This window comes from Paenibacillus sp. FSL L8-0158 (assembly GCF_038592965.1).
GTDB lineage: Bacteria > Bacillota > Bacilli > Paenibacillales > Paenibacillaceae > Paenibacillus > Paenibacillus polymyxa_D.
This window is the reverse complement of record NZ_CP151949.1, coordinates 1,168,816-1,185,870: the sequence shown is the minus strand read 5'-3', so window position 1 is coordinate 1,185,870 and position 17,055 is coordinate 1,168,816. Positions and strand designations below refer to the sequence as shown.

General features: G+C 46.7%; 11 protein-coding genes. 4 read left to right on the top strand and 7 right to left on the bottom strand.

Going from position 1 to position 17,055, the window contains the following annotated elements; translation table 11 throughout:
* Positions 1–152 precede the first annotated feature (152 nt).
* From NSQ68_RS05280 to NSQ68_RS05250, 7 genes are all read right to left on the bottom strand, one after another.
* A complete protein-coding gene (locus NSQ68_RS05280) occupies positions 153–2,252 on the bottom strand; it encodes a DUF6449 domain-containing protein (protein ID WP_342428206.1) in 2,100 nt (699 codons plus the stop codon).
* On the bottom strand, positions 2,227–3,129 hold the full coding sequence (locus tag NSQ68_RS05275; protein WP_342428205.1) for an ABC transporter ATP-binding protein: 903 nt from the start codon (positions 3,127–3,129) through the stop codon (positions 2,227–2,229). The genes NSQ68_RS05280 and NSQ68_RS05275 overlap by 26 nt, the downstream gene beginning before the upstream one ends.
* Positions 3,122–3,511: a GntR family transcriptional regulator gene (locus NSQ68_RS05270; RefSeq protein WP_342428204.1), complete on the bottom strand. Its 390-nt coding sequence runs from the start codon at positions 3,509–3,511 to the stop codon at positions 3,122–3,124. Before NSQ68_RS05270 ends, NSQ68_RS05275 begins: the two co-directional genes overlap by 8 nt.
* A 163-nt stretch (positions 3,512–3,674) precedes the next feature.
* Complete coding sequence (locus NSQ68_RS05265) at positions 3,675–6,350, bottom strand: PAS domain S-box protein (protein WP_342428203.1); 2,676 nt, start codon at positions 6,348–6,350, stop codon at positions 3,675–3,677.
* Between the two features lie 164 nt (positions 6,351–6,514).
* Positions 6,515–7,450, bottom strand: a complete 936-nt coding sequence (locus tag NSQ68_RS05260) for a nucleoside hydrolase (RefSeq protein ID WP_342428202.1) — start codon at positions 7,448–7,450, stop codon at positions 6,515–6,517.
* Between the two features lie 175 nt (positions 7,451–7,625).
* On the bottom strand, positions 7,626–9,779 hold the full coding sequence (locus NSQ68_RS05255; RefSeq protein ID WP_342428201.1) for a glycoside hydrolase family 6 protein: 2,154 nt from the start codon (positions 9,777–9,779) through the stop codon (positions 7,626–7,628).
* Between the two features lie 542 nt (positions 9,780–10,321).
* Entirely contained in the window at positions 10,322–11,821 is a 1,500-nt protein-coding gene (locus tag NSQ68_RS05250; RefSeq protein WP_342429075.1) for an alpha-glucosidase/alpha-galactosidase, read from the bottom strand.
* 264 nt (positions 11,822–12,085) lie between these two features.
* Here NSQ68_RS05250 and NSQ68_RS05245 point away from each other — a divergent pair, with 264 nt between their 5' ends.
* The 4 genes from NSQ68_RS05245 (at position 12,086) to NSQ68_RS05230 (ending at position 16,913) form a co-directional block, all read left to right on the top strand.
* Entirely contained in the window at positions 12,086–12,931 is an 846-nt protein-coding gene (locus NSQ68_RS05245; protein WP_342428200.1) for a Cof-type HAD-IIB family hydrolase, read from the top strand.
* Positions 12,932–13,160: 229 nt separating this feature from the next.
* Entirely contained in the window at positions 13,161–14,159 is a 999-nt protein-coding gene (locus NSQ68_RS05240) for a sugar-binding protein (protein ID WP_342428199.1), read from the top strand.
* Positions 14,156–15,601, top strand: coding sequence for a histidine kinase (locus NSQ68_RS05235; protein ID WP_342428198.1), 1,446 nt, complete (start codon positions 14,156–14,158; stop codon positions 15,599–15,601). Before NSQ68_RS05240 ends, NSQ68_RS05235 begins: the two co-directional genes overlap by 4 nt.
* Positions 15,576–16,913 carry a helix-turn-helix domain-containing protein gene (locus NSQ68_RS05230; protein WP_307348078.1) on the top strand — a complete coding sequence of 446 codons (1,338 nt, stop codon included), beginning with the start codon at positions 15,576–15,578 and terminating at the stop codon, positions 16,911–16,913. The genes NSQ68_RS05235 and NSQ68_RS05230 overlap by 26 nt, the downstream gene beginning before the upstream one ends.
* Positions 16,914–17,055 lie beyond the last annotated feature (142 nt).

The window sequence follows — 17,055 nt, the reverse complement described above, 5'->3', positions numbered from 1 at the left end:
CCATTGAACTGTACATGCTTTGGTCTCTATTTATATCAGTTCTAATGTGGAGGAGCTCTTGCTCGTCGGTGAGGTTGTTATATGTCGTGTCGGAACCATCCCATGTTCATCTACCTCCGTCCATATGCCATCCAAACCAGATGCTGTCCCACTTAAGGAGCTGTCGGTAATGCCTTCGCAAGCTCCGGTGTCATATCGTTCGGAGTAAAATAGCAATAGCGTGTATGGGGGTCTGAACTAAATAAAGGTTTGATCTTGACCTGAACCAGGTAAGTGCCTTTCGCCATATTTGGAGTATAGCTATAGGGTCTGCGCTTTTCCAGTACAGTGCTCCAGAGCTTCGGATCTTCAATCGTTATCGCTTTATGCTTCTGTTGGATGCTTTTAAATAGCTTATAGTCTTCAATATACTGATTGGGTTGATAAGGTTCAAGCTCTTCAGCAATAATAGGAACAGCCCGTATCGAAAAAATATCCTTGGAATCAATGATCACCTTATCCGCATACCCCTTTTGCTCTAGCCAACCTGTAAGCTTGTGATAGGAAGCCGGCCAATCAAATGAAAATTCACGATGCCAGCTCGGTTCGTTATTGGTAAAGGATGACTCTTTGTTTATAATAGAAACACTCCCCAATGGATATTTCTCTGATTGCATCTCGCTATAGCTCATATTTAATACTTCTTCTCTGAGTATATCTTCAAATTCACGAGTTTCTTTTGGATTGGTTAAAACCACTCGTCTTTCACTATCATCTACGGATTGGATATTAATCGTCTCTGCTTTTCCTTGCAGCTTATCCAGCCTGTATCTTACCGTTTTATAAGGCTCTGCTTCCATCACTTTAGTCAGTTCTGTCCGGAAAGGCTTCTCCGGGAATGTATAGCGGCGAGTCATGGTGGAACCATCATCCAAACGGTAGACTATGAATGCCGATTCGACGGCCAGGTTTTTGGACAACATTTTCTCGCCAGCTGCATGTGCACGTACGAGTTCTCGATGTAAATTCAGTACAGAGGCGATATAGGCCCTGTCTTGGGAGTAATAAGTTTCTGTCTGTGCATCTCCCTCTAGAGGCTCCTCTCGCCCGACATAAACTTTTTCTACGGAGTGTGCTGTTGGAATCTGCCCCTCATAACCCAACCAACCTGAAATCGGGATATATAGTACTAGCCCCATGATCACACCGTACACGACCATTTCCACCAAAGCACGAACACGCACAATTTGCCACGTCTTGCGGATGACCATCTCTACAACGATATAGCCTAAAATAGCTCCAAGTGCATACCCAAAAATCGACCAATTTGCTGCTCCTCTTGTACCTGCATTATAAAAATAATCGCCTATTACAAGCATGGCGCATAGTATAACCCCTGCCTTGAACAAAGGTTGAAAGAAAGAAAACGCCATGGCCTGAGTCGCCTTCTCGACCAAGCGTTTACGATACAAACCATAACTCAAGGCAACAAACAACAGAGAGATACCTAAATAGGCAAGTAGCTCCATGTAGGAAAAGGCGCGCTGCGGCAAATTGTCCATAATGCGTACAAACGGCGATAAGTTATCCCAGACATTATTACTGCTGCGAAACTCCGAGCCGTTAATATATTGAACAATGGTTTCTCGCACTTGCACATAACCGTATAAATTACGTTCCAGAAAACGCCCTATCATCATGGATAGAAACTGAGGCAATAGCAGCAAAACATACACTACTACGATCTGTAGCAACGATTGTCCCACACAAATCCCTACAAACACAGTAAAAGTAAACAGGAAAATCGTAAGGACAGATACGACCAGTGCCCATGATCCAATATCATTGATATGAAAAATATAAGGCAGTTCGACTGACGTGTTAACCCAAGCAGTTACTCCCGCAGTCAGCCATACAGGTACAAGTAAAAGAATAAGACCGCTAATTAAATGTGATGTTAATAAATGCTCTCTACGCAAAGGTAGGCTGTGATACAAATCGGATGACCCCTGTCGCTGAACAAAACGAAGCAGCATCACACCTGCCAGCACGGGTACGGTCGTTAAGATTAATTTTTGCAATTCATTACCTGAGCTTGTGTTATCGAACAAGCTTCTTAACACCATTCGCGGCTGCTCATCATCAATACTCATAAATAACGGCAACGTTACCGTAAACAATAATCCCACCAAGTACAACAGACCGATCCAGCCATGCTGTCTCAGGCATTGGCGAATTACGCCGCCGCTACAGAAGAATCGGTTGGATGTCATAACCTGCGTCCTCCATTTCATAAATGAAAATTTCTTCAAGCGTCAACGGCAGCAAATCAAACACATGCGGCTCATACGCCTCAATCGTCTCTGCAATCCACTCTCGTTCCCCCCGGATAATGAGCAGCAGAACACTGCCCCTCCGCTCCTTATGTACAACCGAAAGTTGTCCACATACGGTTTCCTCATGCGTGCTTTCACGAAAGGCAACCTGCACCTTATGCGTATCAGACTTGAGGTCGTCGACCTCTTTTTCCAACAGCATCCGCCCCTGGTGCATAATGCCGACGTGATCACACATGTCTTCTATTTCACGCAAATTATGAGATGAGATCACGACGGTCATCTCGCGTGCAGCGGTTTCCTGGAACAGTAAATTTTTGATCATTCTACGCATCACCGGGTCCAGCCCATCAATCGGTTCATCCAAAATGAGCAGCTCAGGCATACAGCTCAAGGCAAGCAAAAAAGCAGCCTGACGCTTCATCCCCTTGGAAAAACGGTGGAGCTTTCGTTTAGGATCTAGCTTAAAAATCTCCGTAAGCTGTATGTAGCGTTCCTCGCTCCAGCTCGGATAAATGGAGCGGTAAAACCGGGCCATCTGACGAATTGTCGCTTGCGGAAAAAAATAGGGGGTGTCTGGCATAAACAGAATGTGCTGCTTGACTTCTGGCTGCTCATATACGGACTGTCCGCCAATCAGTACCTTTCCTGCATCCGGTCGGTAAATCCCGGCGATGATTTTGAGCAGTGTTGTTTTCCCCGCCCCGTTTGAGCCCAGCAGTCCAAAAATGGAGCCCTTCTTCACTCTAAGGGCGAGCTGGTCGACAGCCTTTTCTTCTGTAAATGTCTTTGTGACTTCCCTTAATTCAATCAAGGTACATCCCCCTTTCCTTTGTTTGTATAGCTTCCACGTACATGTCGTCCACTTCCTGCTGTGTAAAACCGAAATGGACGGCTACAATCATCTGTTTTAACAACGCCGCCCGAATCTCATCTCGCTTGATTTGTTGTGGCTGATGTTGGGCAGGTGTGACAAAGCTTCCTTTGCCCTGAACGGAATAAATGTATCCTTCTCGTTCCAACTCGCGATACGCCTTCTGAATCGTATTCGGATTCACCGTTAGCTGAGCGGACAATGTCCGCACAGAAGGCAATTGCTCATCCGGCTGAAGTGACCCATACACGATCATTTCCTTTACCCTGTCCATAAGCTGTTCGTAGATCGGCTTGCGGCTGCGGATATCCAGCTCGAACATGGACTTCCTCCTTTCAAGACTTAATCTGATTCATTTGTATATGCTCAGCTGTTCTAACTGTACTATAATTAATAGTACAGTTAGAACAGTTTGTCAATCTTTTCTTTGGGGATTTCTTACAAAAAAATAGCCGTGATGCATCATGCATCACGGCTATTTCTTTTTAGCCTTCCTTTGACTCATAAGGTTCATCACGGCTTATATTCGCGAGCGTTGAACCATCCGGCAGCTTAAGATCCAACTGGAACCGGAACGTCGCTCCTCTGGCCTCATCGCTATCCACACCAATGGAACCCCCCATCAGCTTGACCAAGTTTTTACAGATGGACAATCCCAGTCCTGTCCCTCCATATTTTCGGTTCAGTGCCGGATGAAGCTGGGAAAAAGGCTGAAACAATAGATGCTGGCGGTCTGCTGGGATACCGATTCCAGTATCCGTTACACTAAACTCAATCAGGCATCTATTTTTACGACGGCTGTAAGCCTTTCTCTCCACAAAGATATTAACACGCCCTCGCTCCGTAAATTTGATCGCATTGCTCACCAAATTCACCAGCACCTGCCGGATACGCACATGATCACCGACCAGCATCCCCGGCATTTCCTGATCCACATGCCATTCCAGCTCAATGCCTTTTTCCATAGCCTGCGTCATGAATAGGTCAGCCACACTGCCGACCACGTCATCTAGCACAAAGGATTCGTGCAGCAAAGACATTTTACCAGCTTCGATTTTGCTCAAATCCAGTATCTCGTTCAATATCTGCATTAAAGCACCACTGCTACTGGTAATAATGTCTATATAGCTACGCTGCTCCTCATCCAATTCAGTATCTGCGAGTAACCCCGCCATACCTATAATGCCGTTCATCGGTGTACGGAGCTCATGACTCATCACAGAGAGAAACTCTGACTTGGCCCGATCGGCGCGTTCGGCAGACTCCTTGGCCCGAATGATCTCCTTTTCATTCGTCCTGTCTACAAAAACCATCACAGCCCCTTTTCGCTCGCCATTATCCATCAAAGGGCTGATTCGATAGGAGGCCAGAAAGCTGGACCCGCCTTTTTTCCAAAATACAGCTTCCTCTGCCTGATAAGAAGATCCGCTTCGAATCGCTTGAAGAATAGAGGACTGTTCATCCGGAAAATGGCTTCCAATCTCGTCAGCATGGCGAATGATATCTATGCATGTGCCGTTCAGCGGATTAGCCGATCCAATGCCGAACATCTCGACAGCTGCCGGGTTCATAAAGCGGACATGTCCTTCGTTACTTAAACCCACAATCCCTTCGGATACGGCATTCAAAATAAGCGAATGCTCATTACTAAGTTTTTCAATTTGCGCAATGTAGCTTTTGAGAGGGGTAACATTTTCTATAATCCCGTAGCAGCCCACAATTTCCTCTTGCACGAAAATCGGGATATTCGTCATCTTGATGAATAGACGCTCTCCCTCCTTATGTATGAATTCCGATTCATAGGTTTGCGTCTCACCCTGCTTGGCCAGTTCCATATGACGCTTGATTTTATCCTGTTCCTCAGAGGAAGCCATGATAAGTATGTCAGCCCCAAGCAGTTCGTCCCTCGTATAACCCGTAAGCTCCTCCAAACTCGGATTCACACTCAAGATATGACCTTCCATATTCACGGCGCATATCCCGAGTGGATTATGCTGAAACAGTGACCTATAACGGTTTTCACTTTCGCGCAGGCGCTGCTCCATTTCCCGGTGCTCTGAAACATCCTGGATCATACCCACCACTTGAACGGGCTTGCCTGCATGCTCGTCCATTTCAGCTTCCCAGATTGAACGCAGTACCTTTTGTTCCCCATTGGGCAATACAATCCGGTAAAAGGTTTCTTCGTGAACTCCCTTTAATATAACGTTGGTGATAATCTGTTTCATGCGCTCTGTATCTTCTGGATGAACAGCCGCCATGAACGCGTCAATACTTGTTTCAACCGGCTTGACACAATAGCCAAAAATGCTGCGGAATTCCTTGGAGAAATGCATAACATTGTTGACCAGATCCCAGTCCCATGAACCGAACATCGCCAAGCGCTGAGCTTTTGCCAAATTCTCCTCGCTCTTCTGGCGCTCTGTGATGTTGCGTCCGATGGACAGTACTCGCTTGATTCTTCCCCGTTCATCCCGAATAATTCGGTACGATACTTCCAGCCACAAATAGTGCCCGTCCTTATGACGAACACGCCGCTTCATGATGCCTGTTTCCTTGAAGAGTCCATGAACACGCATATAATCGGCATCTTCAACATGGTAGAATTGGAGCCGCTTTTTGCCGAGCATTTCCTGCTTTGTATAGCCTAGGAGTTTTTCCACCGAAGGAGAGATATATTGGAGTATGCCGTCCGCCGTGCTATATGAGATAACATCCGGCGTATTTTCCGTAATCAGCATGTACAAATCCTCATTATCCGAGAGCACCTGCTCCATGTCCTTTTTCTCTGTGATATCCATTGCATACGCAATCAAATAAGATTGTTTGGTAGCCTCATCATCAAATATGGTTAATTCCAGCGATAGCCAGACGGATGTTCCCCGTTTATGTTTCAAACGCAACTCAGTCTTGTAGACTTGATCCGTAGCCTGTAGCCAACCTGCGTATGCCTCCCGCAACCCTTGTTGATCCTGAGCCTCTTTATACAAGAGATGGTAATACCGGATATCCAGTAATTCCTCCTGCTCATATCCGACCATTTTGCAAAAGGCGGGATTTACGTACAGGCACTTCCCTTCCCTCGACAAAATCACGATTCCTGTCGGGGCATGATTATACATATGTTCCAGCAAAGGCAGCCGTTGAGCAGCAGAAAACACAATGAATCTCCTCCCTTGTGGTCCGGCAGTTTTTCTATCTATACTTATTCTAACATGATATGGGATTTTTATAGAGATGAGTTACCTCTATGTGATAGCCACTAAAACATGTATGCACAAAAGATTGCCGATGCAGGTTCACCGGCAATCTTTGAATTAATTTTTTATACCACTCGGCTAAGAAAATGACGCAAAAATCGCTCCGCATCGACTTTAAGTGCCACATCAACCGTAGTCAGTGATTGAGCTTCGTTCTCATTTTGCACCTCACGGGTGCGACCAACCTCGGCGGAATCGCCCACCTCAACGGCAATGTGCATTGGACGCGTCTCCACAAAATTGGAGTCAATAGCCAACCCTACGGCTAAAGGATCATGCAAAGCACAGCCTGCAATACCAGGTCTGAAATTGCGATAAGCTTCCATATAGAAGTCTGTCATATCTGCCATAAACGCGCCCAGCTCGGTCCCTTGCTCACGCCATTTATCCACATCCTGCTGGGGAAGCAGTGTTTGCATCGTGACGTCCAGCCCGACGAGCGTAAGCGAAAAGCCTGCTCCCAGCACATAGGCTGCGGCTTCTGGATCGGCGTAAATATTCGCTTCAGCCGTCGGAGTTACATTCCCTTTCACTGTGACCGCGCCGCCCATGATGATCAGGCGCTCAAGCAATTGGGGTAATTCGGGACAGCGATCCATTGCAATCGCAAGATTGGTCAGCGGTCCCACAGCTACCAGGGTAAGTTTGCCTTCGTAGCGACGAGCCTGTCCGATTATAAAATCAGCGGCATCCCCAGACGCAGCCTGACGGGAGGGCGCTCCTTTCAACTGATTGCCAATACCATCTTCACCGTGAATATGCCGAGAATAAGGTTTGAACAGCTCCCGAGCATACGGCTTGTGAGCGCCAGACACGACCGGAGCCTCTACCCCCAGTTTTTCCAGCAGAATCAGTGAGTTACGTGTTGCCTCCTCCACCGAGATATTACCAAAGGTGGTTGTAATACCGAGTAGCTCCAATTCCGGCGAATGGACCGCGTACGCAATAGCAAGCGCGTCGTCAATGCCCGTATCTACATCTAAGATTAACTTTTTGCTCATGATGACCCTCCACAGTAGAAACAGCATTCTTTTTTTCATTATACACAATTTCAATGCTTATTCCCTTGGTCATCAAATTCTTTATCCGAGGACGTAAAAGAAGGCTACGACAGTTATGCCGTAGCCTTCTTTTACTACTTTTTAATCACTCAAGGGCACATGTTCTGGCCAAATCCTAAGGCTCGATTCCCCACACCAGCTTATCATTGTGGAACAACGTTACTTTGTTCCATTCTGCATAAGAGGTTTTAGTTGGATCAAAGGAATAATCATTGGATTCGTTCAGGTTAGACCAGTCGCTATTGTTCATGCGGATCTGAATATCACCTGTTTGCGCTCCAGCAGCGAGCGTGCCAGCAGCAGCACTGAAACCAATTTCAATATAGTTGTCTTTAATGGTGCGCAGCACGTTATCATTGCCTACTTGTGCATAGTCTACTGTGGATTGCAGCTCTTGGCTGCCATCCTTCGTAAAATAGTAACGGATTTTCAGCTCACTCAGCTTCACGGGTGTTGTGCCTTTATTTTTCAGGTTAAGGAAAGGCTTAACTGCGTTATTCGCTGGGTCGGTGTCCCCGGCCCGGTACATTACAACCAGATCACCCGCTGGTTCTGTAGGGTCTGTTGGATCAGTCGGTGTACCTTTAGGTTCAGCGCTTACCGTTGCAGAATCCTTGCTTGTTCCTTTCGCATTCGTAGCACTTACAACATAGAAGTAAGTTGTTCCGTTCGTCAGTCCCTTATCCGTGTACTCTCTTTCCGTTACAAGAGGGGCAACGGCTGTAAAAGGACCTGCTTCGCTAGTAGCACGTTTTACCGTGTAGCTATCGGCACCAGTAGACGCACTCCAAGTCAGCGTCACTTGAGCATTACCAGCTACGGCCTTTAAGCCTGACGGTACAGCTGGAGCTGTAGGCGCTGGGTCCACACCACCAGTGGAAGGCACGATTGCAGGGTACGCATTTTGTACCAGCATCACAAACTGATCATGGAACCATGCTCCTGAAATAGGTGCATTCGGTAAAGCATCTGTTAATGTGCCATCCTTGGTTGTATAGGTAGGATCACACATACGGTCAAAGCCTTTACCCTCATCGTTCGGAATGAGTGAGCTGGAACCATCGGAATCACCCGGAGGTTTCGCCCATACATAGGCATCAATATGGCCAGCTGGAGCCGTTTGTGGCGGCGTTCCCATACCTGCTCCGCTGTTATTACACCAGTTACCACGGTGTGAGCGTTTGTCAACACGGCCTGAGTTTACATAGGAGTTAATATCATTGCCGACTGCGGAAGTCGGACGATTAGGTCCGCCCCATCCATTACGGCCTGTATCAATTAACATACCGAGTGAGCTCGGCCAACCTGCGCTGACAAAATCTCTATGCAATGACTCTGCGAAATCCGATTCATCGAAATTAGGATTCCATTCGTAATACTTGGACGATTTGATCGGCTGTCCGCCGATATTCAGATTTGGATCAGGCAAATTAGGTTCTGTCAGCGGTGAAGTATTGGCTGTATTCGTGATAAAGCCATCTACACTGGACAGACCTTTGCTCGTATCTTTGAAGATAGTTGTAAACAGGGATACCGTTGCTGCACGGTTGTTATCCCAACCTAACCAGCCAGAGTGACCGATATCAACGTATTTGTACACATTCGGAATCTCGTTCAGCTTATTCATTGTGTACTTAACGCCAGCTTCATAAATCCCTGTAGACTTAGCTTGCGCGCATTTAGGATCATCCAGATTGGTTACCAGGTTTGGCAAACTATCTGGTTCAATGATCGTTACAATGCGAATATCCTTATATTTGGGATTTGCAAAAATAGAAGCAATTTTGTCAACATAATCCTTTTTATATGTTTCCAGACCTGCCTGAGTCAGCGGCAATTCACCATTGGAAGCCAAGGCATGACAATCCCGTCCAGGCAGATCATACACGATAAATTCCGCCGTAATCGGTGTACTGCCTTTCTTTTGCGCCAATACTTGGTCCAAATGCGCTTCCAGACCAAGCTTGCCTCCACCGCCGTTAATAGCAGCGATACGATCAAGCCATACAGCTGTCGGGAAAGTTTTGACCGTTTGCATTTTTGCTTTCAGATTGGCATCCGTAATTTTGGCAATCGATGTGTCGACACTAGCCGCATAATCAGGGCTAATATATTTTGTCGCTCCTTGGTAAGGATTGTCCACATGGGATTCTGCATGTATTTTATCCGTAAATCCTGCACCTGGTAGAAAGCTGCTTGCGACGAGTGATAGCGCAAAAGCATATTTCATGCTTTTACGAAGCACATGCTTTGTTTTCAATTGCTTCACCTATCTTTCCGTGGATTTTGTTGAATCTTCCTATGTCGGCACCTGATTGTTACATGATTAATTGTGAGTTACGCCTTACTTTCTCCAAAAAAAGCGGCGTTCATAGTTGCGAAAGGTAAGCGCTTTCTATTTGTTCATGCGCTCACATTTTCCCCTTTTTGTCACCTCCTATGTTAGATTATAGTGAGCTGGAAATCTGCTGTAAATTGAATAAATTAAGGACTACATTATTAATTAGGCATATGAATTACCACCCTAGTGGTTCAGCGCGGTCCCTCTTTTTCTGATATCGGTTTCTCCATTTGTTGAACATCCCTGCTATGACAAGCTTTCAGGAGATTTAGGATCGACAGCAAAAGAGCGAATTCATAAAAAGCAAGACTGTATTCTTTAATTTCCGTCAGCCCAAATCGACAATGATAAACTCCAGAACGCCAACTATGCCAAATCGTTATATCTATCGACAGCAAAAGGGTGTTTTCAGGCCCTCATGACCGTGAAAACACCCTTTTATTGTTGTGAAGTCAACCTCTGCTCTTGTTCTACACTTTTTCGCGATCCTTGCCTTTGTCGGATTGCCCTGCATTTTTATTGGCGGCATCCCGATCCAGCTGCATTTCTTCAACCGTCTTCACCTTAAGTCGTGCTGCTCCCTCATAAGGTCGGGTTGGAATCAGATCGCCTGCAGTCAGACGTTGACGCGCCTCGGCAATTGCTGCTCCGTATTGCGGTAGCCATGCTTCCTGCGCCACCAGCATTTCATCGACCATCTGCCAAATTTCTTTCGGATTACACACCGCGCCCACTAGCGGATCCATCATAAACGCTTGCCGCAGCAGCTTATCATCTCCGTGCACAGCCGCTTCGACAGCCAAACGCTGGACGGAAATACTTACATTGCAGACGGCAGCAAGACCGAGCGGAAGGTCTCCTACATGTGGCATGGAGATACCATTCCGATCCACATATCCAGGCGCTTCAATAATCGCATCGTCCGGTAAATTGGAAATCACACCGTTATTAACGACATTAAAATGTCCCCGGTATACACGTCCGGTTTCCAGACCTTCGATAATGTATGAACCATGCTCTTCACCGCGATTTTCCGTCTTGTACTCCAATGGGTCTTCTTTCATCCAGTTGGGGAAATCTGTTTCAAACCAATTACGTCCTTCTGTACATACACGCAGATAACCGCCTGTTTCTCCGTTGATCCAGCTGCCTAGATCAATCCAGTCCAGAGTCTCATTCGGACGCTTACGGTACCAAGGTACATATTCACTCAGATGACCATTCGACTCTGTGCTGTAATAGCCAAAACGGCGAAGCATGTCGATGCGCACCTTTTCGGTACGGCTATATTCGGGATGTTTCTCAAAAGCCTCCAGCAGTCCGGCTGTCAGATCCTTGCCTTTATGTGAGGCCTGAATGTACCACGTCTGGTGGTTGATTCCGGCGCACACAATGTCCACATCCTGCTTCTCCAGACCATACACCTCGGCAATTTGGTGATGCCCATGCTGTACGCCGTGACATAGACCGATTGTACGCACACCGCTGTATTTATTACAGGCCCACGTAATCATCGCCATGGGGTTCGAGTAGTTCAGCAGTAATACATCGGGTGCACTTAGCTCGCGGATATCCTTGCAGATGGCCAGCATTTCAGCAATACCACGCTGACCGTACATAATCCCTCCTGCACACAGTGTATCGCCCACGCATTGATCCACGCCATATTTCAGCGGAATATCCACATCGGTTGCAAAGCCCTCCAGACCTCCAACCCGGATCGTACAAATGACGTATTTGGCATCCTTTAAAGCTATCTTACGGTCCGTAGAGGACTGTATTTGTATGGACAAACCATTCTCACGAATATCCCGCTGGCACAGCTCAGTAACCATATCCAAATTGTGTTGACTGATATCCGTAAAAGCCACTTCAATATCATTAAATTCCGGCACCGATAACAGATCTCGCAAAATTCCACGGGTAAAACCGATGCTTCCTGCTCCAACAAAAGCTACTTTAAATGACACGGCATTCAACCTCCGGTAATTAGAATGGGTATATACCGTCATTGTAGCAATAGGAATGTGGAAAGCGTTATCAAAATCATGACCAGTTTCGTATTTAGGTGTCAAAAATCCTAACTTTCGCGTTACCAGAGGGGTGACACTTTCCATTTCACTCCATCCCGTTTCTCTCTTTCTATCTAGTGTTTTTTCAGTTCAATATGTACTTTAAGTGCGGTAAATGTAGTAACATAAAAGAAAACATCGGAGAGCAAGGAGCAGCCTAAGATGAACAAAAAGATTATCTTTTTAGATATAGATGGAACGCTAGTGAATGATGATGGTATGATTCCCGAATCTGCAAAAACAGCATGTATCGAAGCGAGAAAGAACGGACATCTGATTTATTTATGCACTGGCCGATCCAAAGCGGAGATTTATGATTTTATCATGGAGGTCGGTTTTGACGGGATCATCGGAGCTGGCGGGGGCTTTGTAGAAATCGAAGGCGAGATGTTATATCACCACAAAGTATCGAATGAAGATGTTAGACATATGGTCGATTACTTTGATGAACATGATTTGGACTTTTATTTGGAATCGAACGGGGGACTGTTTGCGAGTAAAAACTTTTTGCCCCATGTGGAACGACTTATCTATGGAGATGTGGACAATGATCCCGTAGCCAGAGAAAAAAAAGAACAACGCCCGCATCCTTTTATCACCGGCCTAACTATAGGAGAGGACAACCTGTACCGTAGTGACGTGAACAAAGCATGCTTTTTGGAAAATAAAAACGTTCCTTTCGAACAGATCAAAAAGGAATTCGCAGGGAAATTTGAGGTTATTCAATGTACTGTATCTGCCTTCGGGCAAGACAGTGGTGAGCTAATGGTTCCCGGTATTCACAAAGCCGTAGCTATTGAAAAGCTTATTGAGCATTTGGGAAGATCCCAAGAAGACACCATTGCTATTGGAGACGGGATGAACGATGCTGAAATGATTGAATATTGTGCGCTAGGAATTGCCGTGGGAAATGCCAAACCGGGCCTCAAAGCCATTGCAGATGACATTACGGATGCTGTGGATGAAGATGGACTGTTTCACAGCTTTAAAAAGCATGGTCTGATTTAGTGAGGTTATTTTTTTATACTTAAGCCCCTGCAGCAGTTTCTGGACTTAAAAATGTCCTAATCCTACTGGTAGGGGCCTATCTCCAATGCTATCTTTCCACGGAATTCACTTACTGCCTGCTCGACTTCCATCTCCTCAATAACCGCGCTTATGCTGACGATAGCTGCCTACGCTTCTTTTGTTGCTGTATAATGAGTTAAGTCTCTAAATATTTACAAAGGAGCAAGACATGTCAAACCGTAAATGGACATTTATACTTATCCCAGTCTTCCTGCTATTTGCCTGGCTGCTCTTTCAATTCACTCTGTCTTCTTTTCAAATCCATCAATTTGCAGAACAATTGAAGACGGTTTCACCAAACGACGGGGGTTCCGATACAAAAGTGGTATTGATATCGCAAGAGCTGGACAATTATTACTGGCGGTCCATTGAACAAGGAGCCCGAAAAGAAGCGGAACAGTACGGTATGCGGCTCGATTATATCGGGCCGGACCGTATTAATCCGTCCGAGCAGATCAAACTGCTGGATAAAGCGATCGCCAGTAAGGCGGATGCAATTCTGGTTCAAGGGATAAATGACCCGGAGTATCGACGATTAATCGACAAAGCAGCCGGACTTGGCATACCCGTTATCACAATTGACACGGACGAACCGGACTCCCGAAGGCTGGCTTACGTCGGAACGGATAACGAAGGAGCAGGAAAACAGATGGGCGCGCTGTTAGCGAAAGCCTCTGGAGAGCGTGGCGACATTGGAGTTATGATCAGTAGCGAGCACGTCGAGAATCAGCGGCTCAGACTTGCTGGATTTCGTTCCGTGATCGGTCGCTATCCCAAGCTCCGCTTTGTGGAGATTCGCTCCTCAAATATTTCACGTCTTCAGGCAGCACAGCAAGCTCAAAATATGCTCACCCAGTATCCGCAGATCCGCTACATGGTCGGATTCAGTGCGCTGGACGGCCTTGGCATTCTGGAAGCCTCGGAACGGCGCGGAGCGCAGAACTTGCAAATTTTCGCTTTTGACGATATGGCCGAGACGTTGGAAGCGATCAAAGATCGCAAAATCGAACTAACCATTGTTCAACAGCCAGAGGAAATGGGGGCTAAGGCCATAAAGTTGCTGAATGATTATCTAAAGGGGAATGATCCCCAGCAATTAACATACACCAGGGTATATGAAGTGCATGCGGACACTCCCGACAACATGTCCAGAGATGACAGACGATGACGATCAGAACGAAGCTGCTTCTGTTCATCCCTCTTCTAGTTGTGTTCGCCAATATCATCGCTTATTTTGTATTCCAAAGCGGAAAGGTCGTACAACAGAGCTACGATGAAATGCTTGGCCGCATTCTCCTCATCGAGCAAACCTCCGAATCGGCGGAGAGCAACTTAAAGCTCCTATATGCCTATCTGCTTAATCCAAGGGACGATAAGGCTATGCAGGGTCCGACAGAATACCAATTAATACAGTTGAAAGGCAAAATCCAAGAAGTCTCCGACTCGACCGACCCTTCTTTCGCCGAGGAGGACTACGTGAATTTGTTGGCCACATTTCTTGAACAGAAACAAGCCGCAGTTCTGGATGCAAAGGCACAAGATCCCCAATCGGCTTTTGAACATTATATTGAAGCGGAGAAAACCGTCAGCTATATTCATGAGGAAGGACAGCAACTGATCGATGCTGAACTGGCCTATTACCGGCCGATCATCGAGAACATCCGGAACAAAAATGAGCGAATGAACGGATGGGGAATGGCATTGTTCGGCATGAACGCGCTGATGGGGGGGTTGCTTGCAATCTGGATCTCGCGCAGCATTACTGGCCCTGTCGGCAGACTTGTCGGACTGGCGAAGCAAATCGCCACAGGTGATCTTAATATCAAGTCCCCACCGCGCCGGGATGACGAGCTAGGCGTACTGTCGGACGCCATTTCGCAAATGTCGGCCGATTTGAGTATCCTCATTGAGAAGGATAAACAGAGTCTGGAAATGCGGCGGCTTGTGAAGGAACTGGAGCTTCTGGCTCTGCAAAACCAAATTAACCCGCACTTTTTATTCAATACCTTAAATGTGCTCTCCAAGCTGGCGATTCTGGAAGGGGCGGAGAAAACCAGCGACCTGATCGTTTCGCTGTCCAATCTGCTACGGTACAGCCTGCAGAAGCTGGACAAACCCGTAACACTTCAGGAGGAACTGGATCATATTCGCGAATACGTAACCATCCAGCAGGCACGCTTTCGGGACCGAATTCGCTTTGATCTTCACTTTGACGCTTCCGTTCTTCAGCAGCAAATTCCGGCCTTGACGATCCAGCCATTTATTGAAAACGCTTTTCTTCATGGTGTGGCAGATATGGAGGACGGAGCCGTTATCACGTTGACATTGTCGCGAGCGAACGAGGATGTACAAATTGAAATCTCGGACAACGGAAAGGGTATGACGGAGGAAACCCGACTGTCCGTGCTCCGTCTTGAAGGCGAAGTCGAAAGTAGCAGTTCAACAGGACTTGGAATGCAAAATGTGTTTAGGCGGCTGCAGTTGTTCTACGGAAAAGAAGGAATGGTTGAAATCAGTAGCAGTACCGGACAGGGTACTACTATAACAATACGAATTCCAGTCAAGAAGGAGAGTGAGCAGACTGATGTATCGGTTGTTAATCGCGGATGACGAGGCTTTGGAGAGAGAAGGACTGGAATTGACAGTGGAACGGGCGATGCCGGGGATATTCCGGTTTATTCATGCCGGCAACGGTCGCATGGCGATTGAATGTGCGGAAGAGCACCGTCCCCATATTGCCATTCTGGATATCAATATGCCCGGAATCGACGGGCTTGCAGCGCTTCGTGAATTAAAGGAGCGGCTTCCCGATACCCGATTCGTGCTCGTCACTGCCTACGATTATTTTGCCTATGCCCAGAGGGCACTCTCTTTGGGCGTAAAAGAATATATTCTGAAGCCGGCGAAGCGAGAACTTATCATCGGCACACTGAAACGACTGATTGAAGAAATTGAGTGCGAGAAGCGGGCACGTATGGAAGAATTGGAGCTTAGGCACAAAATCTCACAGCTGATGCCGCTCGCAGAAAATGAGCTGGCATTAATGCTTATGGTCGACCAGACAGTGGATTCGAGTGCTTCCCAGCTATCAGAATGGCTAGACTTTCCTCTTGATCAGGGAAGCGCCGTCATTGCTGCCTTTGAAGGATATACGGACGAGCAGGATAAGAAGAAAATTTACGATCATTTCCGAAGCTATGTAAAAACGCATGGCCCGAATGCCATTGTAAGCTCTTTGATCGACCATCATGTAGCCACTTTCTTATGCAAGCCGCCTGCCACCAGCGAAGACGACTGGCGGCAACTGGTTAAACACCTTGTTCAGCAACTCTCCGAGCTTGCCCAGCAGCAACTTGGCATTAAGACGGCCATTGGAATCGGATCGCTGCATAGCGGCGAGGAAGGACTTCGCAAGTCCTATTTCGAAGCCGTTTTTGCCTCCACCCTACGCAAGCGGGATGGAGGTTACTGCCACTTTGACGAACTGAAGTCGTTAGAGGCTGGAAACGCTTCTGTGCTTGCCGTCAAAGCGGAGAATGGAATGCTTCAGCAGACGTACGTCATGTCAGCACTGCAACGGATCCGCGAACAGCGGGAGGTTCAAACACTGACTATGCTGGGCAGAGCAAAAATGTATATCGAGGAACGATTCAACGATGAGCTTTCGCTGGAAGAAGTGGCTGATTTCGTCCATTTGAACCCCCACTACTTCAGTAAAATTTTCAAACAGGAATACGGAGAGACGTTCATCGACTTCGTAACCCGGCTACGGATTGATAAAGCTATTTCTCTAATCAAGGAGGGTAACCTTGCTCTGAAGGAAATCAGCTTTGAAGTGGGTTATAAGGACCCAAACTATTTTAGCCGTGTCTTTAAGAAGATAACGGGCGTTCCTCCCACTGAGTTCAAAGGCCAAAAATAGTAGAAATTCATCCATGCCGACCATTGGCATGGATTTTTTTAAGCTCGAATGACAAGGTAATGCTAGATTTAGCCCCTCCGTCTCCAATTCGGGAACCGAAGCCAAAATCGTGCGTGAAAAGGTCCGTTTATTGAAGACGATA